This is a genomic window from Agromyces sp. NPDC058484 (genome assembly GCF_042720415.1).
Taxonomy (GTDB): Bacteria; Actinomycetota; Actinomycetes; order Actinomycetales; family Microbacteriaceae; genus Agromyces.
In genome coordinates this window covers 94,069-119,971 of record NZ_JBHXMP010000005.1, presented here as the reverse complement: position 1 = coordinate 119,971, position 25,903 = coordinate 94,069, and the positions used below count along the sequence as shown (strand labels likewise).

At 69.7% G+C, this 25,903-nt stretch carries 25 protein-coding genes and 1 tRNA gene; 10 read left to right on the top strand and 16 right to left on the bottom strand.

Annotation, left to right across the window (positions count from 1 at the left end):
• Positions 1 to 12: 12 nt before the first annotated feature.
• The 3 genes from ACFWN7_RS06110 to ACFWN7_RS06100 form a co-directional block, all read right to left on the bottom strand.
• Entirely contained in the window at positions 13 to 726 is a 714-nt protein-coding gene (locus ACFWN7_RS06110; RefSeq protein ID WP_376937853.1) for a winged helix-turn-helix transcriptional regulator, read from the bottom strand.
• A 10-nt stretch (positions 727 to 736) separates the two neighbouring features.
• Entirely contained in the window at positions 737 to 1,186 is a 450-nt protein-coding gene (locus ACFWN7_RS06105) for a VOC family protein (protein WP_376937851.1), read from the bottom strand.
• A 326-nt stretch (positions 1,187 to 1,512) separates the two neighbouring features.
• The gene (locus tag ACFWN7_RS06100) at positions 1,513 to 3,171 is read right to left on the bottom strand and encodes a PucR family transcriptional regulator (protein ID WP_376937850.1); all 1,659 of its coding nucleotides are present in this window, start codon (positions 3,169 to 3,171) and stop codon (positions 1,513 to 1,515) included.
• A 134-nt stretch (positions 3,172 to 3,305) separates the two neighbouring features.
• On the opposite strand from ACFWN7_RS06100, the gene ACFWN7_RS06095 reads away from it, so the two are divergent.
• The 4 genes from ACFWN7_RS06095 (at position 3,306) to ACFWN7_RS06080 (ending at position 9,404) form a co-directional block, all read left to right on the top strand.
• Complete coding sequence (locus tag ACFWN7_RS06095) at positions 3,306 to 4,871, top strand: CoA-acylating methylmalonate-semialdehyde dehydrogenase (RefSeq protein ID WP_376937849.1); 1,566 nt, start codon at positions 3,306 to 3,308, stop codon at positions 4,869 to 4,871.
• Positions 4,872 to 4,902: 31 nt separating this feature from the next.
• Positions 4,903 to 6,339: an aspartate aminotransferase family protein gene (locus ACFWN7_RS06090; RefSeq protein WP_376937848.1), complete on the top strand. Its 1,437-nt coding sequence runs from the start codon at positions 4,903 to 4,905 to the stop codon at positions 6,337 to 6,339.
• A gap of 136 nt (positions 6,340 to 6,475) precedes the next feature.
• Complete coding sequence (locus tag ACFWN7_RS06085) at positions 6,476 to 7,681, top strand: aminotransferase class I/II-fold pyridoxal phosphate-dependent enzyme (protein WP_376937847.1); 1,206 nt, start codon at positions 6,476 to 6,478, stop codon at positions 7,679 to 7,681.
• 226 nt (positions 7,682 to 7,907) lie between these two features.
• Positions 7,908 to 9,404: an FAD-dependent oxidoreductase gene (locus ACFWN7_RS06080; protein ID WP_376937846.1), complete on the top strand. Its 1,497-nt coding sequence runs from the start codon at positions 7,908 to 7,910 to the stop codon at positions 9,402 to 9,404.
• On the opposite strand, the gene ACFWN7_RS06075 is transcribed toward ACFWN7_RS06080, so the two are convergent.
• From ACFWN7_RS06075 to ACFWN7_RS06050, 6 genes are all read right to left on the bottom strand, one after another.
• On the bottom strand, positions 9,301 to 10,050 hold the full coding sequence (locus ACFWN7_RS06075; RefSeq protein ID WP_376937845.1) for a Pr6Pr family membrane protein: 750 nt from the start codon (positions 10,048 to 10,050) through the stop codon (positions 9,301 to 9,303). The genes ACFWN7_RS06080 and ACFWN7_RS06075 overlap by 104 nt on opposite strands.
• Before the next feature lie 118 nt (positions 10,051 to 10,168).
• Positions 10,169 to 11,083, bottom strand: a complete 915-nt coding sequence (locus tag ACFWN7_RS06070) for an amino acid ABC transporter ATP-binding protein (RefSeq protein WP_376937844.1) — start codon at positions 11,081 to 11,083, stop codon at positions 10,169 to 10,171.
• Positions 11,070 to 11,735, bottom strand: coding sequence for an amino acid ABC transporter permease (locus ACFWN7_RS06065; RefSeq protein WP_376937843.1), 666 nt, complete (start codon positions 11,733 to 11,735; stop codon positions 11,070 to 11,072). The genes ACFWN7_RS06070 and ACFWN7_RS06065 overlap by 14 nt, the downstream gene beginning before the upstream one ends.
• A gap of 33 nt (positions 11,736 to 11,768) precedes the next feature.
• A complete protein-coding gene (locus tag ACFWN7_RS06060; RefSeq protein WP_376937842.1) occupies positions 11,769 to 12,593 on the bottom strand; it encodes an amino acid ABC transporter substrate-binding protein in 825 nt (274 codons plus the stop codon).
• A 129-nt stretch (positions 12,594 to 12,722) separates the two neighbouring features.
• Positions 12,723 to 14,000: an acyl-CoA dehydrogenase family protein gene (locus ACFWN7_RS06055; protein ID WP_376937841.1), complete on the bottom strand. Its 1,278-nt coding sequence runs from the start codon at positions 13,998 to 14,000 to the stop codon at positions 12,723 to 12,725.
• 29 nt (positions 14,001 to 14,029) lie between these two features.
• Complete coding sequence (locus ACFWN7_RS06050; RefSeq protein WP_376937840.1) at positions 14,030 to 15,196, bottom strand: CaiB/BaiF CoA transferase family protein; 1,167 nt, start codon at positions 15,194 to 15,196, stop codon at positions 14,030 to 14,032.
• 199 nt (positions 15,197 to 15,395) lie between these two features.
• Here ACFWN7_RS06050 and ACFWN7_RS06045 point away from each other — a divergent pair, with 199 nt between their 5' ends.
• The gene (locus ACFWN7_RS06045; protein ID WP_376937839.1) at positions 15,396 to 16,760 is read left to right on the top strand and encodes an NAD-dependent succinate-semialdehyde dehydrogenase; all 1,365 of its coding nucleotides are present in this window, start codon (positions 15,396 to 15,398) and stop codon (positions 16,758 to 16,760) included.
• A gap of 196 nt (positions 16,761 to 16,956) precedes the next feature.
• On the opposite strand, the gene ACFWN7_RS06040 is transcribed toward ACFWN7_RS06045, so the two are convergent.
• Positions 16,957 to 17,619: a DUF2188 domain-containing protein gene (locus ACFWN7_RS06040; RefSeq protein WP_376937838.1), complete on the bottom strand. Its 663-nt coding sequence runs from the start codon at positions 17,617 to 17,619 to the stop codon at positions 16,957 to 16,959.
• 9 nt (positions 17,620 to 17,628) lie between these two features.
• Complete coding sequence (locus ACFWN7_RS06035) at positions 17,629 to 17,838, bottom strand: type II toxin-antitoxin system HicA family toxin (protein WP_376937837.1); 210 nt, start codon at positions 17,836 to 17,838, stop codon at positions 17,629 to 17,631.
• Between the two features lie 287 nt (positions 17,839 to 18,125).
• Here ACFWN7_RS06035 and ACFWN7_RS06030 point away from each other — a divergent pair, with 287 nt between their 5' ends.
• From ACFWN7_RS06030 to ACFWN7_RS06015, 4 genes are all read left to right on the top strand, one after another.
• Positions 18,126 to 18,890 carry an SDR family NAD(P)-dependent oxidoreductase gene (locus ACFWN7_RS06030; protein ID WP_376937836.1) on the top strand — a complete coding sequence of 255 codons (765 nt, stop codon included), beginning with the start codon at positions 18,126 to 18,128 and terminating at the stop codon, positions 18,888 to 18,890.
• A complete protein-coding gene (gene treF, locus ACFWN7_RS06025; RefSeq protein ID WP_376937835.1) occupies positions 18,887 to 20,455 on the top strand; it encodes an alpha,alpha-trehalase TreF in 1,569 nt (522 codons plus the stop codon). Before ACFWN7_RS06030 ends, treF begins: the two co-directional genes overlap by 4 nt.
• Positions 20,452 to 20,721, top strand: coding sequence for an acylphosphatase (locus ACFWN7_RS06020; protein WP_376937834.1), 270 nt, complete (start codon positions 20,452 to 20,454; stop codon positions 20,719 to 20,721). The genes treF and ACFWN7_RS06020 overlap by 4 nt, the downstream gene beginning before the upstream one ends.
• Before the next feature lie 96 nt (positions 20,722 to 20,817).
• Positions 20,818 to 21,177, top strand: coding sequence for an SPW repeat protein (locus tag ACFWN7_RS06015; RefSeq protein WP_376937833.1), 360 nt, complete (start codon positions 20,818 to 20,820; stop codon positions 21,175 to 21,177).
• Between the two features lie 80 nt (positions 21,178 to 21,257).
• Here the strand turns inward: ACFWN7_RS06015 and rplA are convergent, their stop codons facing one another.
• The 5 genes from rplA to ACFWN7_RS05990 form a co-directional block, all read right to left on the bottom strand.
• Complete coding sequence (gene rplA / locus ACFWN7_RS06010) at positions 21,258 to 21,947, bottom strand: 50S ribosomal protein L1 (protein WP_376937832.1); 690 nt, start codon at positions 21,945 to 21,947, stop codon at positions 21,258 to 21,260.
• A 136-nt stretch (positions 21,948 to 22,083) separates the two neighbouring features.
• Positions 22,084 to 22,512: a 50S ribosomal protein L11 gene (gene rplK / locus ACFWN7_RS06005; protein WP_376937831.1), complete on the bottom strand. Its 429-nt coding sequence runs from the start codon at positions 22,510 to 22,512 to the stop codon at positions 22,084 to 22,086.
• 170 nt (positions 22,513 to 22,682) lie between these two features.
• Positions 22,683 to 23,609 carry a transcription termination/antitermination protein NusG gene (nusG, locus tag ACFWN7_RS06000; protein ID WP_376937830.1) on the bottom strand — a complete coding sequence of 309 codons (927 nt, stop codon included), beginning with the start codon at positions 23,607 to 23,609 and terminating at the stop codon, positions 22,683 to 22,685.
• A 64-nt stretch (positions 23,610 to 23,673) separates the two neighbouring features.
• Positions 23,674 to 23,949 (bottom strand): preprotein translocase subunit SecE, encoded by a 276-nt coding sequence (secE, locus tag ACFWN7_RS05995; RefSeq protein ID WP_376937829.1) that lies wholly within the window; start codon positions 23,947 to 23,949, stop codon positions 23,674 to 23,676.
• Between the two features lie 39 nt (positions 23,950 to 23,988).
• Positions 23,989 to 24,061, bottom strand: a tRNA-Trp gene (locus ACFWN7_RS05990).
• A gap of 235 nt (positions 24,062 to 24,296) precedes the next feature.
• Between ACFWN7_RS05990 and ACFWN7_RS05985 the strand changes: the two genes are divergently transcribed.
• Positions 24,297 to 25,811 (top strand): deoxyguanosinetriphosphate triphosphohydrolase family protein, encoded by a 1,515-nt coding sequence (locus ACFWN7_RS05985; protein ID WP_376937828.1) that lies wholly within the window; start codon positions 24,297 to 24,299, stop codon positions 25,809 to 25,811.
• Positions 25,812 to 25,903 lie beyond the last annotated feature (92 nt).

Here is a 25,903-nt window from a genome sequence, read left to right as displayed (position 1 = left end):
CACCCTGGGCCATCAGGCGACGCCGACCTCCAGGGCGCCGGGAGTGGGCGCGGCAGGCTCGATGCGGAACGTGCGAGTGAAGCGGTCGACGAGTTCGGGGTCGGCGTCGAGACGTGGGCGCGCGGCATCCGTGCCCGAGAGCAGGTCGCGCAGCGCCGCGGGTGCCACCGTGAGCTCGAGCACCGTCTGCGGCACCGGCTCGAGCGCCGAACGCCGGCGCGGCTGCGGCAGTGCTCCCTGCCCCACCGGGGCGACGTCGAGCGTCGCGCCGACGACGATGGCCGAGAGCGAGACCTCCGCCACATGCAGCACGTACTCGGTCGGCGGCAGCGTGGCCGCGACATCCGGCCGGAAGGCGGCGCGCAGCGCGAAGGCGAGCGAATCGCTGCTCACCGTCTCGGCCTCGCCCGGCTCGCCGAGCACGGCCCAGCCCCACCGTTCGAGCGCGGCGACGACGGGCTCGAGCCCATGGCCGAGCTCGGTGAGCTCGTAGCCGCCGCGCACGGTGGGCACGCGCCGGATGACGCCGGCCTCCTGCAACTCCTTCAGCCGGTCGCTCAGGATGTTCGTGGGGATACGCGGCAGCGACGCCTTGAGGTCGCTGTACCGGCGCGCACCGCCGAGCAGGTCGCGAACGATGAGCAGTGCCCATCGTTCGCCAACCCGCTCGACGGCGCGTGCGACGCCGCTGTACTGGCCGAAGCCGCGTGCGGCGCGTGTGGCCATGGTGCGCGTCTCAGGCCGAGGCCGCGCCCTGTGCGTCGGCCCATGCCTCGGGGCCCTGCTCGGCGGCGGCCGGCTCCATGTAGAGGAACCCGAGGATGTTGCCGTCGGGATCTTCGAGGTCGCGCGAGTACATGAAGCCGTAGTCCTGCGCCTCGCGGGGCTCGGTGCCGCCCGCGGCGAGGCCCTTGGCGACCACCTCGTCGACGTCGTCGCGGGAATCGCGGGTGAACGCGATGCTCGTCTGCGCGTGGGTCTTCGGGTCGATGATCTGCTTGTCGGTGAACGTGCCGAGGTAATCGCGGGTGAGCACCATGAAGTACAGGTTGTCGCCGAACACGACGCAGGCCGCGTTCTCATCGGTGAAGGCCGGGTTGATGCTGCACCCGAGGGCCTCGTAAAACGCCTTCGAGCGCTCGAGGTCGGTCGTGGGCAGGTTCACGAAGATGCTGGTTGCGGTCATGGTTTCCTCCGGGTGGATCATCGTCGGTCGTGTGTTCCGGTTGTGATCACTAGCTTGCTCTTTGCAAGTGCACTTGTCAATAGCAAGTGCACTCTGCTGCATCCTCCGTGCCCTCGCACCCCTCGCACCCTCGCACCCCTCGCACCCTGTAGGCAGGTGGTTGCCGACTTCGGCCTGGTTTGCATGACTTCGCGTGGTTTGCATGACAAGTGAGCGCGGCCACGTCATGCAAACCGGTCGAAGTCATGCAAACACGGCGGCGTGGCAGGCGTGGCAAGGGGTGGCCGGCGTGGTGGCGTGGCAGGCGTGGCGACAGTGAGGCGGTCTCACCGCACGGCGCTGCGCCGCACGAGCAGCGCCAGATGCAGCGCCGTGAGCGTCTCGCCATCGTCGAGGTCGACGCCGAGCAGGTTGCCGATGAGTGCGAGGCGCTGATAGAACACCGACCGAGACAGGTGCGACGCGGATGCCGCGGCCGTGCGGTTGCCCGGATGCGCGAGCATCGCCCCCAGCACGTGCAGCAGGTCGCCGCCGCGCGCGAGATCGTACTCGATGAGCGGCGCCAGCATGCGCTCGCTGTGCCGCAGCAGCCGATGATCGTCGCGCAGCGACGTCACGAGGCGCATGAGCGGCCGGTCTTCGACCCGCCGGATCACCGGTCCGCGCGCCTCCCGCGGCCTGGGCGCCCGGGCGAGATCGATCGCCTCCTGCACCGAGCGGAGCAGTTCGTCGAGGCCCTCGGCCCCGCCGCCGACGCCCAGCACGAGGCGGTCGCCCGATGCCCCCTCGGTGAGTGCCGACGCGAACGTGCCCGCCGCGGCATCCGTGACGTCGCCCGGCAACGACAGCAGCACGATGCGGGCCTCGGCGTGCGCCACGGAGTCGGGTGCCGCCGCGTCGATCGCGCGCCCGCCGAGCGACCGCGCCGCGACATCCGCCGCCCCGGCCGCGACCGGCGCACCCGAGACGACGAGACCGTAGAGGCGGGCACCCTCGACCGGGAGGCCCGACGCCTCGAGCCGTGCCGAGGCGCCCGCGAGTCCGGCGAACCGGCCGCCGATCAGGCCGTCGACGAGTCGCTGCCGGCCGATCCGCGCCCATTCGTCGGCCTCACCGTCGGCCAGCCGGCCGAGGGCGAGGGCGATCGCGCCCTGCTCGAGCACGCTCATGCGGCCGGCCGGATGCGCAGGACCCGGCAACGCGATGAGGTGACCCCACCGGATGCCTCTGGCCTCGACGGGAACGATCGCCCACTCGTCGTGACCGGCCGCGAGCGCCCGCTGCCGCCGATCGACGTCGTGCCGGTGCGCAAGCCGGGAGCGCGCCGCCCAACTCGTGAAGAGCTCCGCCTCGGCGGCCGGGGGCACCTCGGAGGCGACCACCTCGTGGGCGAGGTTCTCGAGCACGACCGCCGTGCCGAGTGTCTGTGCCAGTTGGTGCACGATGAAGTCAGCGGGCGACCCGCGCAGGCTCAGCGCGGTGAACCGCTCGCGCACTTCGTCGCGCGCACGCAGGGCAGTCGTCTGCTCGGAGATGATGCGGCTGTGCACCGCCTCGGTGAGCGTGACGAATTTCACCTCGCGGTGGAGGGCGACGAGCGCCAGTCCTCGCGACGTCGCCGCGGCCTCGACGACGGCAGGCACGTACCGATAGTGCACGCCGAGTTCGAGCACCAGGCCGGCGAGGCCCGCCTCGACGAGGCCCGCCATGAACGCCTCCAGGTCGGCGGGTTCGGTGGGCCAGCCCGAGCCGGTCGAGAGCAGGAGTTCGCCGCCGTTCAGGAGACGAGCGACCCCGGCGCTGTCGGAGACGTGCACCCAGCGAACCCGGGCGTCGAGGGCGCGGTCGCCCGAGAGCACCTCGGGCACGCCTTGCGCGACCTCGTCGATGGCGAGGATCTCCCGCACGGTGGGGAGGCCGTCTTCTGCGGCGAACGGCGTCAGACGATCCGTTCGGTTCGCTGGATCTTTCCGACGATCTGGCATCTGGTGCGCCTCACATCCTCTGTCACACTGGGAATCAGAAGCATAACTGAGCGTCGGCCATTCTGTCCGATTCGGCCGCACTATGCCGCCGCCATCAAAGCCGCCATCAGTGCCGTCATGAGTAAGGAGCTGCCATGAGCATCACCCAGACCGCATCCTCCCCCACCTCGACCCCTGAAGTGCCGGTGATCGGGCACTGGGTCGACGGCGCGCTGCGCGCATCCACCTCGGGTCGAACCGCCCCGGTGTACAACCCCGCCACGGGCGTGGTGCAGGCCGAGGTCGCGTTGGCCGATCAGGCCGAGATCGATGCGGCGATCGCGTCGGCGCAGGCCGGGTTCGAGGTGTGGAGCCGCTTCTCGGTCGCGAAGCGGCAGACCGTGCTGTTCGCGTTCCGCGAACTGCTGAACGCCCGCAAGGGCGAACTCGCGGCGATCATCACGGCCGAGCACGGCAAGGTCCTGTCCGACGCGATGGGCGAGATCGCGCGGGGCCTCGAGGTGGTCGACCTCGCCACCGGGTTCCCGACCCTGACGAAGGGGGCGTTCACCGAGAACGCGTCCACCGGCGTCGACGTGTACTCGCTGAAGCAGCCGCTCGGCGTGGTGGGCATCATCAGCCCGTTCAACTTTCCGGCGATGGTGCCGCTGTGGTTCTTCCCGGTCGCGATCGCGGCCGGCAACGCGGTCGTCATCAAGCCGAGCGAGAAGGACCCGTCGGCCTCGCTGTGGCTGGCGGAGCTGTGGAAGGAAGCCGGCCTGCCCGACGGCGTGTTCACGGTACTGCAGGGCGACAAGCTCGCCGTCGACGGGCTGCTGACCTCGCCGGTGGTGCAGTCGATCTCGTTCGTCGGGTCGACCCCGATCGCGCAGTACATCTACGAGACGGCGTCGAAGCACGGCAAGCGGGTGCAGGCGCTCGGCGGTGCGAAGAACCACATGCTCGTGCTGCCCGACGCCGACCTCGACCTCGTCGCCGACCAGGCGGTGAACGCGGGATACGGCGCCGCCGGCGAGCGGTGCATGGCGATCTCGGTCGTGCTGGCCGTCGAGCCGGTCGCCGACGAGCTGATCGGCAAGATCACCGAACGCATCGCGAGGCTGCGGATCGGCAACGGCGCCGGCGTCGACGGCGTCGAGCCCGACCTGGGCCCGCTGATCACCGATGTGCACCGCAGCAAGGTCGCAGGCTACGTCGACATCGCCGAGGCCGACGGGGCGACCATCGTCGTCGACGGTCGCGGTTGCACCGTCGACGGACACGAGGACGGCTTCTTCTTCGGCCCGACCCTCATCGACGGCCTGCCGACCACGTCGCGCGCGTACACCGAAGAGATCTTCGGGCCGGTGCTGTCGGTCGTTCGCGTGAACACGTACGACGAGGGGCTCGACCTCATCAACTCGGGACAGTTCGGCAACGGCACCGCGATCTTCACGAACGACGGCGGCGCCGCCCGCCGCTTCCAGAACGAGGTGCAGGTCGGCATGATCGGCATCAACGTGCCGATCCCGGTGCCCGTCGCCTACCACTCGTTCGGCGGGTGGAAGGACTCGCTGTTCGGCGACGCCAAGGCCTACGGCGCCCACGGGTTCGACTTCTTCACCCGCGAGAAGGCCATCACCAGCCGCTGGCTCGACCCTGCTACGCGGGGCGACACCGCCCACGGGGGCATCAACCTCGGCTTCCCCCAGAACCACTGACCTTCCGCCGCCTTCCTCGAAAGGACTGAGAATGACTGACACACTCGCCCCGATCGAGACTGCAGCGGATGCCGCGACGGCGACGTACGCCGACCGGCACGGCACGCGGCATCCGCTGCCCGATGCCGCGGGCGACGCGCAGGTGCGCGCCGACGACCGTGCACACGTGTTCCACTCGTGGAGCGCGCAGGCCCTGATCGACCCGCTGCCCGTCGCGGCGGGCGAGGGGTCGACGTTCTGGGACTACCAGGGCAACGGATACCTCGACTTCTCGTCGCAGCTGGTCAACCTGAACCTCGGGCACCAGCACCCCGACCTGGTCGCGGCGATCCAGCAGCAGGCGGGGCGGCTCGCGACGATCCAGCCGTCGATGGCCAGCGATGTGCGCGGCGAGCTCGCCCGCCGCATCGCCGAGGTGGCGCCCGGCGACCTCGACAAGGTGTTCTTCACGAACGGCGGGGCCGACGCCAACGAGTACGCGGTGCGCATGGCCCGCGCCGTGACCGGGCGTCGCAAGGTGCTCTCGATGTACCGCAGCTACCACGGCGGCACCGCGACGGCGATCTCGCTCACCGGCGACCCGCGCCGCTGGGCGAACGAGCCGAGCGACGGCAGCGTCGCGCACTTCCTCGGGCCGTACCCGTACCGCTCCTCGTTCCACGCCGACAGCCCCGAGCAGGAGACCGAGCGTGCGCTCGCGCACCTCGAACAGGTCATCACGCTCGAGGGTGCCGGCACGATCGCGGCGATCATCATCGAGACGGTCGTCGGCACGAACGGCGTGCTCGTGCCGCCGCCCGGCTACCTCGCCGGCGTGCGCGAGCTCTGCGACACGTACGGCATCGTCTACATCGCCGACGAGGTGATGGTCGGCTTCGGCCGCGTCGGCGAGTGGTTCGCCGTGAACCGGTTCGGCGTCGTGCCCGACCTCATCACGTTCGCGAAGGGCGTGAACTCGGGCTACGTGCCGCTGGGCGGCATCGTGATATCGCAGCGGATCGCGTCGCACTTCGACACGGTCGCGTTCGCGGGCGGACTCACGTATTCGGGGCATCCGCTCGCCTGCGCCGCCGGCGTCGCGACGTTCGAGGTGTTCGAGCGCGACGGCATCCTCGAGCGTGTGCGCGACCTCGGCACGCGGGTCGTCGAGCCGCGCCTGCGAGCGATGGCGCAGCGGCATCCGTCGGTCGGAGAGGTACGCGGACTCGGCCTGTTCTGGGCGATCGAACTGGTGAAGGATGCCGCGACGCGCGAGCCGCTCGTGCCGTTCAACGCCTCGGGTCCGGATGCCGCGCCGATGGCGGCCGTGGCGGCCGCGTGCAAGCAGGCCGGTCTCTGGCCGTTCGTGCACTTCAACCGGATGCACGTGGCCCCGCCGCTCGTGATCACCGAGGATGAGCTCGTGCGCGGGCTCGACATCATCGACGAGGCGCTGACGGTCGCCGACGGATACGTCGTCGCCGCCTGACGCGGCAACCTGACGCGATGAGGCCCGGCCTCGGGGACAGCCCCGATGCCCGGGCCTCGTCGCGGAGTACCATGAGCCGAATCCGAGAACTCCTCATGTCTACGGAGTCTCCGAGATCCTCGGGGGGAAAGCGCTCATGGATGCCCGACTCACTTCCGATCGGGTCGCGACCGTCGCCGGCGCGACACCGTTCCAGCTGCTCTACGACTTCTACCGGCTCTCCGGCTACCAGCGGCGACGGCATGAGCCGGGCGTCCTGGACTTCACGTTCGGCGACCCGCACGATCCGCCGTCCGAGGCCTACGTCGAGATCCTGCGGGAATCGCTCATTCCGCAGCACGAGCTGTGGTTCGCCTACAACGTCGGCGACCAGAACGCGATCGAGGCCGCGACCGATTCCCTGCGCCGTCACCTCGGCATCCCGTTCGAGACCGACGACGTGCATCTCACGACGGGCGGGTTCACCGCCATCTCGACCGCGCTGAAGATCGTCGGCGATCCGGGCGACGAGGTGGTCTACAGCCTCCCGCCGTGGTTCCTCTACGAGCCGCTCGTGCTGGAGGCGGGCATGGTGCCCGTGAAGGTGTCGATCGACCGGGAGACCCTCGATCTCGATCTCGACGCCATTGCCGCGGCCATCACGCCGCGCACGCGCATCGTGATCGTGAACAGCCCGAACAACCCGACCGGCCGCATCTACCCGCCGGCGACGCTCGAGCGCCTCGCGGCGATCCTCGACGAGGCGTCGGAGCGCAGCGGACGCCGCATCTTCCTCATCTCCGACGAGGCGTACAACCGCATCGTCTACGACGGCGCGCGGTTCCGCAGTCCGGTCGAGTTCTACCCGTGGAGCTTCCTCGCGTACAGCTACGGCAAGACGCTGCTGTCACCGGGCGAGCGCATCGGGTACCTCGCCGTGCCGCCGACCATGCCGGGCCGCGAGGCGTTCCGGGACGCGATCGAGACCATGCAGATCTCGGGCGGATGGCTCTTCCCCAACGTGTCGATGCAGTACGCGTTGCCGCGACTCGAGGCACTCGCGTTCGACATCCCGCTCTTCCAGCGCAAGCGGGATGTCATGGTGGATGCGCTGCGGGAGATCGGCTATCGAGTGTCCGTGCCCGAGGGCACGTTCTACCTGTTCCCCGAATCGCCGCTCGCCGACGACGCCGAGTTCACGCGGGCGCTGGACCGCGAGGGCGTGCTCGTGCTCCCCGGGCGGATGTTCGAGACGCCCGGGTTCTTCCGCATCTCGCTGACCGCCACGATGGAGACGATCGATGCGGGCATCCCGAGGTTCGCGGCGGCGTTCCGTGCGGCGGGTGTGCGGGCGGCCGGCTGACGAGTCGGCGGGCGTGCCGGCCGCCGGCTGACGAGTCGGCGGGCGTGCCGGCCGCCCGCTGACGAGTCGGCGCAACGAAGGATGAGAGACGGCTCACCCCGCATGGAGCGGTCAGGACGCTCTCATCCTGCGTTCCGACCGGCGGCCCCCCGTCGCGACCGGCCGGGGCCTCGATACGCTCGCTTCGCGAGCTCCTCGACCAACGGGGCAGGCTAGCCTGAGTCACATGGACTCTCGGGCGGCGTCCGGCGGCATGGCCCGGCGAACCTTCCTCGCCGCGTCGCTCTCGGGGATCGCCGCCGTCTCGCTCTCGAGCTGCATCTGGCCCCAGCCGAGCCCTACGCGCACTCCGACGCCGTCGCCCACCGCCACCTCCACGCCGACGCCGGGGGTCCCCGAGCCGACTGCGATGCGGCGTTCGAAGTGGGCGACCGACCCGTTCGCTCGCGGTGCGTTCAGCTTCGATGCGGTGGGGTCCACGCCCGAACTCCGCGAGGCCCTCGCCGAGCCGGTCGGCGAGCGCCTGGTGTTCGCCGGCGAGGCCTGCTCGACGGATGCCCCGGGCTCGCTGCAGGGGGCATGGCGGTCGGGGCTCGTGGCCGCGTCCCACGTGATGCGCCTCGGCGAGTCGGGCGAGCGCGTCGCGGTCATCGGCGCGGGCGTCGCCGGGCTCACCGCCGCCCGCGCGCTCGTCGAGGACGGATTCGAGGTCGTGGTGATCGAGGCGCGAGACCGCATCGGCGGGCGCATCCACTCCGTCGACGACGACGAGTTCGGCGGCACGGTGGAGCTCGGCGCCATGTTCGTGCACGATGCGCCGGCCCTCGAGGACGAGCTCGCCGAGGCATCCGTCGACCTGCGACCCGTCGACCCGACCACGCTCGTGCGCTCGGTCGAGGGCGAAGCGGTCGAGCCGTCGCCGGTCGGCCGGCAGGCGATCGCCGAGGCGCAGGCGTGGGCCCTCGAACAGCCCGCCGACGTCTCGCTCGCGGCCGCGCTCGCGGGCTCGGGCATCGCCCCCCTCTCGTCCGAGGCCGGCCCCGACGGACTGAGTCCCGCCGACTGGCTCCGCCATGCGCTCGCGAGCGGGGTCGAGCCGGACACCGGCGCGCCGGCCACCCGCGTCTCGGCGCAGCAGTTCGAGCCCGGGCGATTCGCCCTTCGACAAGCTGCGGGACCGACCGGTGCCATCGTCACCGGCGAGCTCGCCGACTGGGTCGACGCGATCGCCGAGACGGTCGATGTCGTCGTCTCGAGCGTGGTCGTGCGCGTCGCCTACGACGACGAGCAGGTGAGCCTCCGCCTCGGCACCGGCGAGTCGCTCACGGTCGACCGGGTGGTCGTCACCGTGCCCCTCGGCGTGCTGCAGACCGACACGATCGCCTTCGACCCCGCGCTGCCGCTGCTGCACCAGCGCGCGATCTCGGGCCTCGGCATGGGCGTCGTCGACACGGTGTGGATCGCGTTCGAGGAGCCGTTCTGGAGAGCGGATGCCGCGACGGATGCCGCGACATCCGACGCACCGGTGCTCCTCAGCGTCGTCGGCGAGGTGCCGACGGTGGTGATGTGGATCGACGCCGGCGTCGCGAGGGGCACCGGCGAGCCGGTGCTCGTCGGGATCATCGCTGCCGAGCAGGCTCGACGACTCGAGGAGCTGAACGAACGGGAGTTCCGGATGGCGGTGCTTCCTGCGCTCGAGCCCTTCGCCAGAGCCGGCGGTTGACCCCGACGAGGCCCGCGGTCAGGATGACGAAGATCAGCAGCACCAGCCCGCAGTAGAGCGCCACGCCGATCGGCCCGTCGACCTGGGCCTCGTCGAGGAAGAAGTACGGGTACCAGCCGACGTCGGCGCCGCGCACGAGCGTGTAGGCGAGCCAGACGGCCGGGTAGACGAGCGCCCATCCGACGGTCGACCACGGCACGCGCGGATTGACGCCCGTGACGCCGTCGGCGGTCCACGCGATCACGGCGAGCGCGGGCACCACGAAGTGGAGCAGCGTGTCCGACCAGGGCACGTCGACGCGATAGTCGCGCGTCGACGCCTGCGTGACGATCAGCGCGAAGACCACCCCCGACACGAGCAGGTAGACGGTGACGACCGTGCGCACGACGCCGAGCCACGGGGGGTCGCGCGGTGCGAGGAGCGCGAACGCGCCGGCCACCAGGAGCACCACGACCGCGGCCATCGCCGACTGCACGGTGAAGTAGCTGAAGAAGTTCGTGGTGGCGAAGAACCGGAACCCGAGCACGTACTGGTAGTTGCCGACGATCGCGACGATCTCGACCACCGCGAGCAGCAACCGGAACACCCCGAGCGACCGCCTGACCTGCCGAACCCCGAGGGCGTCCCCGGGGGTGCGAGCAGGCATGACCCAACGCTACGCCCGCGCGCGGTCAGCTGCCGGACAACGGGCGCGCCGGTCGGCCGCGAATTCCGCCTTCTCTGCGACGAACGCCGGCGATGGCCCCCCGGGCCCGACGAGCGACTCAGTCGAGCGGCCGCAGGATGCGGTCGAGGAAGCGCCGCGTGCGCTCCTCGACCGGCTTCGTGAAGATCTGCCCCGGCGCACCCCGCTCGACGACCACACCGCCGTCGAGGAAGAGCACCTCGTCGGCGGCCTGGCGCGCGAAGCTCAGCTCGTGGGTGACGACGACCATCGTCCAGCCCTCGTCGGCGAGTTCCTTGATCACCTGCAGCACCTCGCCCACGAGTTCGGGGTCGAGCGCGCTCGTGGGCTCGTCGAAGAGCAGCAGGTCGGGCTTCAGGGCGAGCGCCCGCACGATGCCCACGCGCTGCTGCTGCCCGCCCGAGAGCTGGAACGGGTAGGCGTCGCGCTTCTCGGCCAGGCCGACCCGGTCGAGCAGGGCGGATGCCGCGGCGATCGCCTCCCCCTTCGGCACGCGCTGCACGCGCACAGGCCCCTCGATCACGTTCTCGAGCACGGTCATGTGCGGGAAGAGGTTGTGCTGCTGGAACACCATCGCCGAGCGGTTGCGCATCGCGACGCGCGCGGTCTTCGTGACGGGCTTCGTGAAGTCGAGCTCCGGCCCGCCCGCGAACGAGAGGATGCCGCCGTCGGGGGTCTCGAGGCCGTTCAGCGAGCGCAGCACCGTGGTCTTGCCCGACCCGCTCGGTCCGATCAGCACGACCACCTCGCCGCGTCGCACCTCGAGGTCGATGGAGCGCAGCACCTCGTTGTCGCCGAACGACTTGCGGATGCCGCGAGCGCTGAGCAGCACGGAGTCGTCGGCGGCCCAGGCCGGGGCGAGCGGGTCGCCGGCGGCGGCATCCGCTCGCTTCGCGGCATCCGCTCGCTTCGCGGCATCCGCTCGCTTCGCGGCATCCGCTCGCTTCGCCGCGTCGTCTCGCTTCGCCGCGTCGTCGGGGTCAGTGTGCGACATAGCGGTCGAGCCTCCTCTCGATGACACTCTGCCCACTCGAGAGCGCGAGGCAGAAGAGCCAGTAGACGAGCGCGGCCTCGAGGTAGAGCAGCATGAACTCCTGGCTGAACGCCGCGATCTGCTGGGCGACACGGAACAGCTCGGTCACCAGGATCAGCGAGGCGAGCGAGGTGTCCTTCACGAGCGAGATGAAGGTGTTCGACAGCGGTGGCACCGAGACCCGCGCGGCCTGCGGCAGGATGATGCGGCGCAGCGTCGTCGACGACGACATGCCGATCGTGTAGCCGGCCTCCCACTGGCCCTTCGGCACCGAGAGGATGGCCGCGCGGATCACTTCGGCCGCGTACCCGCCGACGTTGAGCGAGAACGCGATGATCGCACTCGGCCACGGGTCGATCAGGAGACCGATGGCGGGCAGCCCGTAGAAGATCACGAACAGCTGCACGAGCAGGGGCGTGCCGCGGATCACCGAGACGTAGAACCGGGCCGCGCCCGAGAGCACGCGGTTCTTCGACAGCCGGGCGAGCGCCACGCCGAGGGCGAGCACGAGGCCGATCACGAACGAGGCGAGGGCGAGCGGGATGGTGCCGCTCACCCCGCCCCAGACGATCGGCCAGAACGATTCGAGGAACAGTTGCCAGCCCGAGCTCACGACCGCACCCCCTTCCGGGTTCTCGGTGCGACGTTACTCGGAGACGTCGGCCCCGAAGTACTTCTCGCCGAGCTCGGCGAGCACGCCCTCCTCGCGGAGCTCCGCGAGCGCCTCATCGATCGCGTCGACCAGGGCCTGCTTGTCCTTGGTGAAGGCGAACGCGCTGAGCGAGGAGTCCTCGGTCTCGGCGGCGACCTCGAGACCCGACTGGCCGTTGGTGTTCACGTAGTCGAGGTACGTCAGCTCGTCGTTGATGGTCGCGTCGACGCGGCCCTGCTCGAGAAGCGCGACGGCCTGCGCCCAGCCCTCGACGGCCTCGACCTTCGCGCCCGACTCCTGCGCGAGCGCGTACCAGTTGCTGGTGAGCGACTGCGCGGTGGTCTTGCCGGCGAGGTCGTCGAAGCTCGTGATCGACGAGTCGCCCTCCTTCACCACGATGACGCCTGGTGAGACGGTGTAGGGCTCGCTGAAGAGGTACTGCTCCTCTCGCTCGGGGTTGATCGACACCTGGTTGCCGATGACGTCGAACCGGCCCGCATCGAGGCCCGCGAAGATCGCGTCCCACTGCGTCTCCTGGAACTCGATCTCGAGACCGAGCTTGGCGGCGACCGCGTCGGCGACCTCCACGTCGTAGCCCACGAGGTCGCCCGAGCCGTCGTCGTGGTAGCTGAACGGGCGGTAGGTGCCCTCGGTCGCGACGGTGAGGGTGCCCGCGCTGACGAGCCCGAACTCGCTGTCGCCCGCCGCGGCATCCGTGGTCTCGCCGGAGCCGGCCGGCGCACCGCTCGAGCAGGCGGCGAGCGCCACGACGGCGACGGATGCGGCGGCGAGGCCGAGCAGGGTGCGGGCGCGTGACATGGATGGTGCTCCGTTCGTGGGGGTGGCATTGGGTGCCGGATGCTTCGTTCGGTCGCTCCCGACGCGACGAGTCCATCACGCGGGCGGCCTGCGAATGAAACGCGGTTACCTCCCGTGTCATTCCGCCGGTCAGAACGCGTTCAGCCCCGTGAGCTCCCGGCCGAGGATGAGCTGGTGGATCTCGTCGGTGCCCTCATAGGTGCGCACCGACTCGAGGTTCGCCGCGTGGCGCATCACGGGGAACTCGCTCGTGATGCCGTCGCCCGCGAGGATCGCGCGCGCCTCGTGGGCGATGTGCAGCGCCTCGCGCACGCTGTTGAGCTTGCCGACCGAGATCTGGGCGGGCGTGAGGGCACCGCGTTCCTTCAGCCGCCCGAGGTGCAGGGCGAGCAGGATGCCCTTCTCGACCTCGAGGAACATGTCGGCGAGCTTCGCCTGGACGAGCTGGTTCGCCCCGATCGGCTTGCCGAACACCTCGCGCGAGGTCGACCGGGCGATGGCGGCCTCGAGGCACGAGCGCGCGGCACCCATCGCGCCCCACACGATGCCGTAGCGCGCTTCGTTCAGGCAGCCGAACGGACCCGAGAGCCCCTTCGCGCCCGGCAGGATCGCGTCGACCGGCACCCGCACGCCGTCGAACGCGATGTCGCACTGCACCGACGCCCGCATCGAGAGCTTGCCGCCGATCGGGGTCGCCGTGAACCCCGGCGTCGAGGTCGGCACGAGGAATCCGCGCACGGCGCCGGCGCCCTGCCCGTCGGCCCCTGAGCCTGGGCCCACGGCGGCCGGTTCCGGGGCGTCGCGAAGCGACGTGACGGCCGAGCCGCTGGGGAGCGATGGGCCGGTCGGGTCGTCGACGCGGGCCCACACGACCGCGACGTCGGCGAGCGACGCCAGTCCGATCCAGCGTTTCGCGCCGTCGATGACCCATTCGTCGCCGTCGCGGCGCGCGGTCGTGGTCATCGCGGCGGGATCGGAGCCGCCGTGCGGTTCGGTGAGCGCGAAGCATCCGATGACCTCGCCCCTCGCCATGCCCGGAAGCCACTCGAGCTTCTGCTCCTCCGAGCCGTACCTGTGGATGGCGCTCATCGCGAGCGACCCCTGCACCGACACGAACGTGCGCCACCCGCTGTCGGCGGCCTCGAGCTCGAGGCACACGAGGCCGTACGAAACGGCGCCCGCGCCGGCGCATCCATAGCCCTGCAGGTGCATGCCGAGCAGCTCGAGCTCGCCGAGCTCGCGCACGAACTCGCGCCGGAAGTGCTTCGCCTCGAAGTCGTCCTCGATGACCGGGAGGATGCGCTCCTGAGCGAAGCGGCGCGCCCGCAGCTGCCACCCGCGCTCCTCCTCGGTGAGGAGGGGGTCGAGGTCGAACACGGCGTCGATGCGCGGGGCGGTGGGAGTCATCGGGAGTCCTTCGTTTCAGGAGGTGCGGTTCAGGAGGATCGGGGAAGCCAGTCGGCGCCGCCGTGCTCGCCGAGCGCGGGCGGCGGGGTGCGGTACTCGGGGGCGGATGCCGCGAGCCCGATCGGGTTGGCGATCGAGCGGTGCGCGGACGCGGTCGAGGTCGCGGTCGCGGCATCCGCCCGCTCGATCTCGACCACCGGATCCAGCCCGAGCGTCTCGGCGAACGCGATCGCCTCGCCGACGTCGTTCACGATCCCGGCCGGCACGCCGCCAGCGGTGAACCGCGCGACCCAGTCGGCGGCCGGCGCCGTCGCGAGCCCCGCCTCGAGCTCGGCGTCGAGCAGGTCGCGGTGGGCGACGCGCGCTGCGTTCGTCGCGAAGCGCACGTCGTCGGCCAGCTCGGGCATGCCGATGACACCGGCCAGGGCGCCGAACTGCTTGTCGTTGCCGACGGCGATCACGAGGTCGCGGTCCGCGGCGGGGAACACCGCGTAGGGCGCGATGCTCGGGTGCCGGTTGCCGAGCCGCCGCGGCGAGACACCGGTGGCGAGGGTCGACGCGGCCTGGTTGGTGAGCGCGGAGAGCAGGCTCTGCAGCAGGTTCACCTCGACGCGCTGCCCGAGCCCGGTGCGATCGCGCTCGCGCAGGGCGAGCAGGATGCCGGCGACCGCGTTCTGCGCCGTGAGCACGTCGACGAGCGCGACGCCCGCCTTCGCGGGCTCGCCGTCGGGCGCCCCGGTGATGCCCATGAGCCCGCCGACGGCCTGCACGAGCAGGTCGTACCCGGCGAGTCGCGCGCCCGCGCCCGTGCCGAATCCGGTGATCGAGCAGTACACGACGCCGGGGTTCCCAGTGCGCACCGCCTCGAACGAGAGGCCGAAGCGGTCGAGCACGCCCGGGCGGAAGTTCTCCACGACCACGTCGGCGGATGCCGCGAGCCGATGCGCCTCGGCGCGCCCCGCGGCATCCGTGAGGTCGATCACGACCGACCGCTTGTTGCGGTTCACGCCGCCGAAATAGGTCGACTGCCCGCTCGCGTCGACCGGCGGATGCCAGTGCCGTGTCTCGTCGCCCGACGGCGGCTCGATCTTCACGACGTCGGCGCCGAAGTCGGCGAGCATCATCGTCGCGTACGGGCCGGCGAGCACGCGGGAGAAGTCGGCGACGCGGATGCCGCTCAGCACGCCGTGACCCATTCGCCCTCCTCGGCTCGACCACACGCCACGATACCCAGCACGGGCGAGACGCCTGCTGTACGTCTCGTCCAACGAGCGCGGCGAATCCGCCATCACGTCGATTCCGGTGCATCCGATCGCGGCATAGGCTGGTCGCAGGTGTGCACCGTCGTCGCCGTCCGGCTGGCGAGTGCCTCCGCATCATCGACAGAGGAGTCCCATGAGCTACGCCGTGGTCAATCCGGCAACCGGAGAGACGCTGAAGACCTTCCCGACGATCACCGACGCCGAGCTCGTCGCGGCGATCGCCGCCGCCGACGAGGCGCACCGGGCGTGGTCGAGGTCGACGACCGTCGAGGAGCGCGCCGCGCTCATCCGTCGCGTCGGCGAACTGCACGTCGAGCGTCGTCAGGAGCTCGCCGAGATCATCGTCCGCGAGATGGGAAAGCCGATCGAGCAGGCCCTCGGCGAGGCCGACTTCGCCGGCGACATCTACGGCTTCTACGCCGACCACGCCGCCGACTTCCTGAAGGACGAGCCGGTGAAGCTCCTCGCCGGAGAGGGGTCGGCCCTCATCCGCCGCAGCTCCCTCGGCGTGCTGCTCGGGGTCATGCCGTGGAACTTCCCCTACTACCAGGTCGCCCGGTTCGCCGGCCCCAACCTCATCATCGGCAACACGATCCTCCTGAAGCACGCGGAGCAGTGCCCCGAATCCGCCGCCGCGATCGCGCAGATCTTCCACGACGCCGGCTTCCCCGAGGGCGCGTACGTGAACATCTACGCGACGCACGACCAGATCGAGCAGGTCATCGCCGACCCGCGCGTGCAGGGCGTGTCGCTCACCGGTTCCGAGCGCGCCGGCGCCGCGGTCGCCGAAGTCGCCGGTCGCCACCTGAAGAAGGTCGTGCTCGAGCTCGGCGGCTCCGACCCATTCATCCTGCTCTCGACCGACGACCTCGACGCCACCGCGCAGGCCGCGGTCGACGCACGGCTCGACAACAGCGGACAGTCCTGCAACGCGGCGAAGCGCTTCATTGTCGCCGACGAACTGTACGAGCCGTTCCTCGAGAAGTTCACGGCCAAGCTCGCCGAGGTGGAGGCGACCGACCCCACGTCGCCCGAGTCCGCACTCGGCCCGCTGTCGTCGCTGAAGGCCGCCGAAGGCCTCGCCTCGCAGGTCGAGCGGGCGGTCGCCCACGGTGCGACGCTGGTGCACGGCGGCAGCCGCGACGGCGCCTTCTTCCAGACCACGGTGCTGACGGATGTCACGGCCGACAACCCCGCGTCGAAGGAGGAGTTCTTCGGCCCGGTCGCCCAGGTGTACCGCGCGACCGACGAGGCCGACGCCGTGCGCATCGCGAACGACATCCCGTTCGGGCTCGGCTCGTACGTGTACACGACCGACCCCGACCAGGCGCTGCGCGTCGCCGATGGCATCGAGGCGGGCATGGTGTTCGTGAACGTCGTGCTCGCCGACGGCGCCGAGCTGCCCTTCGGCGGCGTCAAGCGCTCGGGCACCGGCCGCGAGATGGGCCGCCTCGGCGCCGACGAGTTCGTCAACAAGAAGATGATCCGCATCGGCTGAGCAGTCGCCGCACCACCACCGGTGGCGAGAACAGGAGCGGGCGACCCGAAGCGGCCGTCCGCTCCTGTTTCCTGCCCGCCTCGCCACTCGAGCCTGTTCTCAGAACGCGCGGCCGGCGCACCCGGTCAGCAGCTCGAGGCAAGGAGAGTGACGCGAGTCCAAGTCCGGCCGGGCCGCGTAGCCGATGAGTACTGGACTAGACCCCGGCGCGAGCGGAATTCTCTACGATGTCTCGCGCATTTGTGATCGCCTCATCTTTGGTTGCGAAATGTGCGGAGGTCCGTTCAGGGCCACTTGCCTTCACTACCTCCCACCCCCCGTTCTCCGCGTTCGGAAATACGTAGCGGTTGTTGTCGTTGCGGCCACCGTGGATGTAGTAGAAGTATGCGCGAAACTCCATCGCCGGCAATGCTGACGCGATCCAAGGCACGGCCCCGAAAACTTCCTCGACGCGAACGGGCTCTGATTCTGCCTCGGCCGACGCCGCGAGTTGTTGGACGCGCTGCGGCGATAGACCGAGGACTATGCCCGCGTCTCTGAACGTGAGACCGTCTGCGCGCAGACTTTGAACGGCACGACGCGCGAGCGCCGCGGCGGCGGCATTCTCCTGGCGCGCGACTGCGTCGCGGGCCTTCGATTCCTCCCACGCGGCACGCGCTTCCCCCGGGATCTCGATCGAAACGTTGACATCGAAGACGTTGGGCTCGACGTCGAGCCAGAGGCCGATGACTTCTCGAGCAACGTCCTCGATCTCGGCTGCGCTGCGCGCTTGGCCAACGGTGTCGAGTTCGGGCACCTGAACGAGCCACCATCGGCCGTCCTTGCGCGCCGTGGCATCGTATGTCTTTCGCCCTGTCATGGTGTCCTCCTATCGCCAGCTCTGCGGCGTGTTTGGCAGTTTCTTGATCAGCTGGCCGATGATCCCCGCACTCACTTCGCCGTGATGCGGGATCGACTCCTTAGCCGACTCGTCGGGCAGCCCCCAGAGTTCGTGGCTGCCTTTCGCGTCGCGAAGGAACACCCATCCATTGGCTCTCACGACCTTGATAACGTCTCGGTACTTCTGCGGCTTGGGCACAATTCTAGTCTAGTCCCCCTTGACAAGTCTATCAAGCGCCCCTAGATAGATCTCAAAGTCTCTATTCAGTCACCGCACGCCACGACGTCGGGGCTTGACTGAGAGAGCCCGATATGGCCCTCCATCGCTATTCGCTCATCTCCCCCGGCGCCATGATATTCGGCTCGGCCGGGCGGCCGATTATTGCGGCATCCGTCACCCCCTGCAAGGGGTCGGCACCCGCCGGAGGCCTGACTAGGCTCGTCTGACCGGACCTCGTCCATCTGACCTCATCCGGACGGAGGAGCATGTCATCACACCGTACGGTCGCGCTCGTCACCGGCGCAGCACGCGGCATCGGGAAGGCGATCGCGCTGCGCCTGGCGCGCGACGGCTTCGCAGTCATCGTCGCGGATCTTCCCGACCACCCCGATGCCGTCGCCACGATGGAGCAGTTGGAGGCGACGGGATCCGATGCGGCCTACCTCCCAACCGACGTGAGTCGCGTCGACGAGGTTCGCCGGCTGGTGGCGGCCGGCGTCGAACGCTTCGGGCGCGTCGACGTGCTGGTCAACAACGCGGGGGTGCAGCGCCGAGCGGGCTTCCTCGACGCGAGCGAGGCCGACTACGACCTCGTGCTCGGCGTCAACCTCAAGGGCCCGTACTTCCTCTCGCAGGCGTACGCGCGCCACGTGGAGGAGCGGGGCGGCGGGGGGCGCATCGTCAATATCAGCTCCGTGCACGAAGAGCTTCCCTTCCCGCAGTTCGCGAGCTACTGCGCCAGCAAGGGCGGGCTGCAGATGCTCACGCGCGATCTCGCCGTCGAACTCGCTCCCCTCGGCATCACCGTGAACAACATCGCCCCGGGCGCCATCCGCACCGAGATGAACGACGCGCTCATGGACGACGAGGCGAGACTTCGCGAACTGCGGAGCGAGATTCCCGCGGGACGCATGGGTTCGCCCGAGGATGTCGCCGATGCGGTGAGCTACGCGGTCTCCCCCGGCGCGGCGTACATCACCGGAACCACGATCACGGTCGACGGCGGGCTCCTGTGGAACTACAGCGAGTGAGCAACGGGCAACGCGACGCGCATCTCGCCGAGGTCCCCCCGGCCGACACGCTGACGCCCGGCGACCGCTACCAGGAGCTCTTCGTCGCCGTGCAGATGGAACGCGTGTTCGACGACGGCAAGACGTTCGTCGATGCTGCGCCCCGCGATCGTCCGGCCGACATCCTCGAGCGGTACCGGGCCGACGTCCGTCGCCCGGGTTTCGACCTCGCGGCATTCGTCGAGGCCAACTTCACGCCGCCCACCGTGCCGTCGAGCGAGTACGTCGCGTCGCCCGGCCGATCGCTCCGCGAGCACATCGACGATCTCTGGCCGGTGCTCACGCGAGAGCCGCGCACCCATCCCCCGGCGACCTCGGTGCTTCCACTGCCGGAGCCCTACGTCGTGCCGGGAGGTCGCTTCCGGGAGATCTACTACTGGGACACCTACTTCACGATGTTGGGGCTGATGGAGAGCGGCCGCCTCGAGCTCGCCCGTTCGATGGTGGAGGACCTCGCCTACCTCATCGACACCTACGGACACGTTCCGAACGGCAACCGCACCTACTACCTCAGCCGCTCCCAGCCGCCCGTGTTCGCGTTGATGGTCGAGCTCCTCGCCCGGCACGGCGGATGCGACGCGACGGAGTTCCTGCCCCAGCTCATCCGCGAGCACGGCTGGTGGATGGGGGGTGCCGACGAACTGCGTCCCGCCGAGGTGCACGGCCACTGCGTCCGACTCGAGAACGGCGATCTGCTGAACCGGTACTGGGACGACCGCGACACGCCTCGGGAGGAGATGCTCCACGCCGACGTGCTCACCGCCCAGGCCTCCGAGCGGCCGCGCCACGAGGTGTACCGCGAGTTGCGCGCGTGCGCTGCCTCGGGGTGGGACTTCAGCTCGCGCTGGTGCGACGATCCGTCCGACCTCGCCGGCATCCGCACGACGTCCATCCTGCCGGTCGATCTCAACGGGCTGCTCCACCGTCTCGAAGCCGACATCGCGCGGCAGAGCCGTGCGGTCGGAGACGACGAGACGGCGCTCCGGTATCACGCCCTTGCCGAGCAGCGCCGCGCGGCGATCGACCGCTGGTTGTGGGATGACGCGGCCGGCGCGTACCTCGACTTCGACTGGCAGCGCGGTACCGCACGCGAATCGCTGACCACCGCGACGGTGATGCCGCTCTTCGTGGGCGCGGCGAGCCCAGCCCAGGCGCACCGCACCGCCGACGCGCTCCGCGACCGGCTCCTCCGCCCGGGCGGCATCGGCACGAGCGAGCACGAGAGCCTCGAGCAGTGGGACAAGCCGAACGGATGGGCGCCGCTGCAGTGGCTCACGATCAGCGGCCTCCGCGCCTACGACCTCGCCGACCTCACCGTCCTCGCCGACGAGATCACTGGCCGATGGCTGAAGACGGTCGGCGCGCTCTACCGGCGCGAGACGAAACTCGTCGAGAAGTACACGCTCGTTCCCGACCCCGATGACACCGTCGGCGGCGGCGGCGGCGAATACCCGCTGCAAGACGGATTCGGCTGGACCAACGGCGTGACGCGGCGCCTGCTGCGGGGTCGTACGCTGGACGGATGATCCGTCGACACGTCGTGGTGCACGGGGTCGTGCAGGGCGTCGGGTACCGCTACTCGGCGCGCCTCGAAGCCGGCCGGCTGGGCGTCTCGGGCTGGGTGCGCAATCGCGCCGACGGCGGGGTCGAGGCCGAGGTCGAGGGCGACGAGGCATCCGTCGACGCCATGCTCGAGTGGCTCGCGGCCGGACCTCCGGGCGCCGTCGTACGCGGTACGGATGTCTCGGGGCGCGAGCCGACCGGCGAGCGCGGATTCCGCGTGACGAGCTGAACCTCGTCGTCGCGAGCATTGCTCATCTGCGCGATCGGTTCTACCGTTGTAGTGACCCCCGAATGGGAGCCACCGACCTTGAGGAGGCTGGTTTCTATGAAGAAATGGACGCGATGGGAAGACTGGGTGGCCATCGCCGCCGGTCTCGTGGTCGCTCTGTCGACGATGTTCATGCCCCCGATGGGAGCCTCGGTCGCGATCATGCTCGTGCTCGGCGTGCTGCTCATCGTCTCGGGACTCGTCAACCTCGCATTCCCGGGCATGGTTGCGATGGAGTACGTGCAAGGCGCCCTCGGCGTGCTGCTGATCATCTCGCCGTGGGTCGGCGGCTATGCCGACCCCATGACCTTCGGTGCGGCGTGGTTGTCCTGGATCTGCGGCGCGATCGTCGTGGCCGTCGCCGCGCTCGCCATCCGTCCGGCCATGCGCGCCCACCACGACGCCATCCCGCACTGAACTGAGGAGGAACCACGAGAGGCCCGCCGGCGAACCGGCGGGCCTCTCGCCACGCGCTTCAGGGCAGGAGCGGTGAAGCGTCAGATGGCGTTGACGTCGAGCGGGATGCCGGGGCCGAACGTGGTCGACACGGCGCCCTTCTGGATGTAGCGGCCCTTGGCGCTCGAGGGCTTCAGGCGCACGACCTCTTCGAGGGCGGTCTTGGCGTTCTCCTCGAGCTGTTCGGTGCTGAACGACGCCTTGCCGACGACGAAGTGCACGTTGGCGTGCTTGTCGACGCGGAACTCGATCTTGCCGCCCTTGATGTCGGAGACGGCCTTCGCCGGGTCGGGCGTCACGGTGCCGGTCTTCGGGTTCGGCATGAGGCCGCGGGGGCCGAGCACCTTGCCGAGACGGCCGACCTGGCCCATGAGCTCGGGGGTCGAGACTGCCGAGTCGAACGCGGTGTAGCCGCCGGCGACCTTCTCGATGAGCTCGGCGCCGCCGACCTCGTCGGCGCCTGCGGCGATCGCAGCCTCGGCCGCGGGGCCGGTCGCGAATACGATGACGCGGGCGGTCTTGCCGGTGCCGTGCGGGAGGATGACGGTGCCGCGCACCATCTGGTCGGCCTTGCGGGGGTCGACGCCGAGCTTCAGTGCGACCTCGACGGTGGAGTCGAACTTCGCCGAGCCGGTCTCCTTGGCGAGGGCGACGGCCTCGTTCGGGGTGTAGTACTTGCCGGCCTCGATCTTCTCGGCCGCGGCCCGGTAGGCCTTGGACTTCTGTGCCATGTTGTTTCTCCTCGAGAGAGTGTGGTCATCTGCGCCTGGCGGGCGCTGCCACGGGGTGCTTCAGTTCTGGTGAGCTCGCTGAGCTTTGTCGAAGCGAGCGAGCGTTCCCTTCGACGGAGCTCAGGGAACTTCGGCCTTATTCGACCGTGATGCCCATCGAGCGAGCGGTGCCCGCGATGATCTTCGATGCGGCGTCGACGTCGTTCGCGTTGAGGTCGACCATCTTCGCCTCGGCGATCTCGCGCACCTGCGCCTGGGTGAGCTTGCCCACCTTGGTGGTGTGCGGCACGCCTGAGCCCTTGGCGACGCCGGCGGCCTTCTTGATGAGCTCTGCGGCGGGCGGGGTCTTCAGGATGAACGTGAACGAGCGGTCTTCGTAGACGGTGATCTCGACGGGGACCACGTTGCCGCGCTGCGACTCGGTCTGCGCGTTGTACGCCTTGCAGAACTCCATGATGTTCACGCCGTGCTGACCCAGGGCCGGGCCGATGGGCGGGGCCGGGTTCGCGGCGCCGGCCTTGATCTGAAGCTTGATCAGACCGGTGACCTTCTTCTTCGGTGCCATGATTTCTCTCTTTCTGTTCGAACGCCCGCTCCCTGAGCCTGTCGAAGGGCGGGGCACTCTCCCGCAGGCTCCGGCGGATCCGGGTTGCGGTGGTCGGTGTGTGTCGGCGAGCCTGACGCAGCACAACCCTCCGAGTGTACCGGAGGGTCGCTGCGTTCGTTCTGTGAGGGCTAGAGCTTGGTGACCTGGTCGAAGCTGAGCTCGACCGGGGTCTCGCGCTCGAAGAGCGAGACGAGCACGGTGAGCTTGCCGCTCTCGGGCTTGATCTCGCTGATCGTGCCGGGCAGGCCCGCGAACGAGCCGTCCTTGATCGTGATGGTCTCGCCGATCTCGAAGTCGACCTCCGCGGGGATGGCGCGGGCCGCACCCGCGGCGGCTCCGGCCTTCGCCCCCTTGGCCGGGGCGACGTCCTTGATCTCGACGAGGCTCTTCAGCATGCCGAAGGACTCCTCGAAGCGGAGCGGGGTCGGGTTGTGCGCGTTGCCGACGAAGCCGGTGACGCCCGGAGTGTGGCGGATGACCGACCAGCTCTCCTCGTTGAGGTCCATGCGCACGAGTACGTAGCCGGGGATGCGCACGCGAGTGACCATCTTGCGCTGGCCGTTCTTGATCTCGACGACGTCTTCCATCGGCACTTCGACCTGGTAGATGTAGTCGGCCATGGCCATGGACTCGCGGCGCTGCTCGATGTTCGCCTTCACGCGACGCTCGAAGCCCGCGTACGAGTGGATGACGTACCACTTGCCGGGGAGGAACCGGAGCTCGGCCCGGAACTCCGCATACGGGTCGGCCTGCTCCTCCTCCTCTTCGGTGACGGCGTCGAATGCGGCCTCGGCCTCTTCGGCGGAGTCGATGTGGAGGGCGTCGTCGATGACGGCGTCGGCCTCGGGGTCGCTGGACTCGGCCATCGCGTCGAGCACGGCGTCGAGGTCGATGTCGTTGCCCTCGTCGTCGACGATGTGCACGGCGCGGTGCTCGGCGGGCTCGACCGACTGTTCGTCGTGTTCGAGCGAGTTGCCCTCCTGGGCCTCGTCGTCCTCCGCGGACTGCTCGGCAGCCGTGGCCCAGTCGACGTCGTCGCGCTCAGTCTTTGACACTTCTCTCAATTCCTTCTGTTGCGTGCGCCTGCGGCGTACCGGATCATCGGACCGACGGGCCCGATCAGACCCCCGGGGTTCCGAAGACCAGCAGCACGAGCCATCCGAACAGCGTGTCGAGGCCGTACACGATCGCCATCATGATGATGACGAACACGAGCACCACGACGGTGAAGCTGAACAGCTCCCTGCGGGTCGGGGTGACGACCTTCTTCAGTTCGGCCATGACCTGCCGGATGAACAAGGCGATCCGCGCGAACGGGTTGCGGCGCGCCGCGCGTTCGCGCTTCGCGTCGGCAACGACGTCTTCGCTGGGTTCGTCGATGATTTTCCGAGCCACTCGTACACCTTTCGTGGGCCGGCATTCACTGCCGGCTCGCAGGGCGGACAGGACTCGAACCTGCAACCTGCGGTTTTGGAGACCGCTGCTCTACCAATTGAGCCACCGCCCTACGAAGACGTTTTCGCCTTCGCGGAGTCGCAACCTTCTCTCGCAATCACCCACCCGAAAACGGGCAGGGGAAAGCTTGAGCGAGAACCGCAACCTCAGCAAGTTTAGGTGACGGATGCCCCACCGCCAAACCGCGGTCGGGGCGGCCGGGCGCGCGCCCGGCAGGACCCGTAGATTGGGAACGGCCGCGCCGTGGCATCCGTCACCGGCGATTGGGTCGAGAGGGGAGCTCGCCGATGCCGACCGAACGCTCGACCCGCATCTTCGCCGAGCCGCGCAGCAGCGTCGAGGTCACGGGCGAGCACTCGCAGTTCCGGCTGGACCTGGAGCGGATCCGCTTCTCGCCGTACTTCTCCAGGCTCTCCGCGGTCACGCAGGTCATCGCGCAGCCAGGCGCCGGCCCGCTCATCCACAACCGCCTCACCCACTCCATCAAGGTCACCGCGGTCGCCCGCGCGATCGCGGTGCGTCTGACGGATGCCGCGTCGCCGACCCGCGCGTTCGCACTGGAGCACGGCTGCGACGCGGTGGTCGTGCAGGCCGCCGCGAGCGCGCACGATCTCGGCCATCCGCCGTTCGGGCACCTCGGCGAGCGGGTGCTCGACCGGCTGGCTCGGGAGAGCCTCGGCCTCGCGGACGGCTTCGAGGGCAACGCGCAGACGTACCGCATCATCACCGCCCTCGACGTCTCCGAGGCCGCACCGCGGGGACTCAACCTCACCGCCGCGGTGCGATCGGCGGTCGCGAAGTACCCGTGGACGCGGTTCGTCGACGGTGACGACCTCGGTGATGCCCTCCCCCGCGGCCTTCGTCGCGTCGACGGTGCGGTGGAGGTCGTGAAGTTCTCCGCGTACGACCTCGACGCCGCGGATCTGGGGCAGGCGCGCGGATCGCTGACGACGATGGAGCAGACCCTCGAGTGCTCGGTGATGGACATCGCCGACGACATCGCCTATTCGATCCACGACGTGGACGACTTCTATCGGGCGGGGCTCCTCAGCCACGGCGCCGTGGCTCGCGAGTTCCGCGGCTGGGTCGACCGGACGGCCGAGCTGCGCGCTCTCGACTCCGTGGAGCTCGCGGCGCGCAGCGCACCGCCCGGGGCGGCGCTGGAGGGACTCCGGCGCAAGCTGCACCGCAGCGACCCGTGGATCGCCGATGACGACGCGTTCGCCGATGCGATCGGCGTCGTCGCCGACGACCTCGTCGACGGCCTGCTCGCGAGCACGTTCGACGGGTCGATCACGTCGGAACGAGCGCTCTCGTCGTTCACGAACCGCTGGATCGGCCATCTCCAGACATCGGTGGTGCCCGCGCCGCCGGGGGTGTTGCGCTCCGGGCTCGTCACCCTCGACCGACGGGCGTGGCACGAGGTCGAGATCCTGAAGTTCGTGCACCGGCACTTCATCCTCGACCGCGCCGACATCACGATGTACCAGCGCGGACTCAGTCGCGTGCTCACGCGGGCGGTCAAGGGCCTCTCGGCGTGGGTGACCGATGAGGTGGACGGACACCGGGTGCCGCAGCGCCTCCGCGAGCTCGTCGAGATCGCGACCGATGGGTACGCCCGCCTGCGCCGGACGCCGCCGGACGGCGTGCCCGTTCCCGAACTCGCAGACGTGTCCTCCCTCGGCATCGGACGCGGAGTGATCGATTACGTCGCTTCGCTCTCCGACGACCAGGCGCTCGCGGTCTCCGAGGCGATCGACGGGCGACCCGACCGGCTGTGGGAGATCGGGCAGAACCTCTGATCGTCGGCCGTCCGGCCGGAATGCTCGATCGATCGATCAACTCGGAACGGTCACTGCGGATGCCCCCGGCACGTCGGCACCGGGGCATCCGT

What these genes read in the sequence shown, in the direction of transcription:
- ACFWN7_RS06110 (WP_376937853.1), bottom strand. Translation starts at nt 726, where the DNA reads ATGGCCACACGCGCCGCACGCGGCTTCGGCCAGTACAGCGGCGTCGCA.
- ACFWN7_RS06105 (WP_376937851.1), bottom strand. Translation starts at nt 1,186, where the DNA reads ATGACCGCAACCAGCATCTTCGTGAACCTGCCCACGACCGACCTCGAG.
- ACFWN7_RS06100 (WP_376937850.1), bottom strand. Translation starts at nt 3,171, where the DNA reads ATGCCAGATCGTCGGAAAGATCCAGCGAACCGAACGGATCGTCTGACG.
- ACFWN7_RS06095 (WP_376937849.1), top strand. Translation starts at nt 3,306, where the DNA reads ATGAGCATCACCCAGACCGCATCCTCCCCCACCTCGACCCCTGAAGTG.
- ACFWN7_RS06090 (WP_376937848.1), top strand. Translation starts at nt 4,903, where the DNA reads ATGACTGACACACTCGCCCCGATCGAGACTGCAGCGGATGCCGCGACG.
- ACFWN7_RS06085 (WP_376937847.1), top strand. Translation starts at nt 6,476, where the DNA reads ATGGATGCCCGACTCACTTCCGATCGGGTCGCGACCGTCGCCGGCGCG.
- ACFWN7_RS06080 (WP_376937846.1), top strand. Translation starts at nt 7,908, where the DNA reads ATGGACTCTCGGGCGGCGTCCGGCGGCATGGCCCGGCGAACCTTCCTC.
- ACFWN7_RS06075 (WP_376937845.1), bottom strand. Translation starts at nt 10,050, where the DNA reads ATGCCTGCTCGCACCCCCGGGGACGCCCTCGGGGTTCGGCAGGTCAGG.
- ACFWN7_RS06070 (WP_376937844.1), bottom strand. Translation starts at nt 11,083, where the DNA reads ATGTCGCACACTGACCCCGACGACGCGGCGAAGCGAGACGACGCGGCG.
- ACFWN7_RS06060 (WP_376937842.1), bottom strand. Translation starts at nt 12,593, where the DNA reads ATGTCACGCGCCCGCACCCTGCTCGGCCTCGCCGCCGCATCCGTCGCC.
- ACFWN7_RS06055 (WP_376937841.1), bottom strand. Translation starts at nt 14,000, where the DNA reads ATGACTCCCACCGCCCCGCGCATCGACGCCGTGTTCGACCTCGACCCC.
- ACFWN7_RS06050 (WP_376937840.1), bottom strand. Translation starts at nt 15,196, where the DNA reads ATGGGTCACGGCGTGCTGAGCGGCATCCGCGTCGCCGACTTCTCCCGC.
- ACFWN7_RS06045 (WP_376937839.1), top strand. Translation starts at nt 15,396, where the DNA reads ATGAGCTACGCCGTGGTCAATCCGGCAACCGGAGAGACGCTGAAGACC.
- ACFWN7_RS06040 (WP_376937838.1), bottom strand. Translation starts at nt 17,619, where the DNA reads ATGACAGGGCGAAAGACATACGATGCCACGGCGCGCAAGGACGGCCGA.
- ACFWN7_RS06030 (WP_376937836.1), top strand. Translation starts at nt 18,126, where the DNA reads ATGTCATCACACCGTACGGTCGCGCTCGTCACCGGCGCAGCACGCGGC.
- ACFWN7_RS06020 (WP_376937834.1), top strand. Translation starts at nt 20,452, where the DNA reads ATGATCCGTCGACACGTCGTGGTGCACGGGGTCGTGCAGGGCGTCGGG.
- ACFWN7_RS06015 (WP_376937833.1), top strand. Translation starts at nt 20,818, where the DNA reads ATGAAGAAATGGACGCGATGGGAAGACTGGGTGGCCATCGCCGCCGGT.
- rplA (WP_376937832.1), bottom strand. Translation starts at nt 21,947, where the DNA reads ATGGCACAGAAGTCCAAGGCCTACCGGGCCGCGGCCGAGAAGATCGAG.
- rplK (WP_376937831.1), bottom strand. Translation starts at nt 22,512, where the DNA reads ATGGCACCGAAGAAGAAGGTCACCGGTCTGATCAAGCTTCAGATCAAG.
- ACFWN7_RS05985 (WP_376937828.1), top strand. Translation starts at nt 24,297, where the DNA reads ATGCCGACCGAACGCTCGACCCGCATCTTCGCCGAGCCGCGCAGCAGC.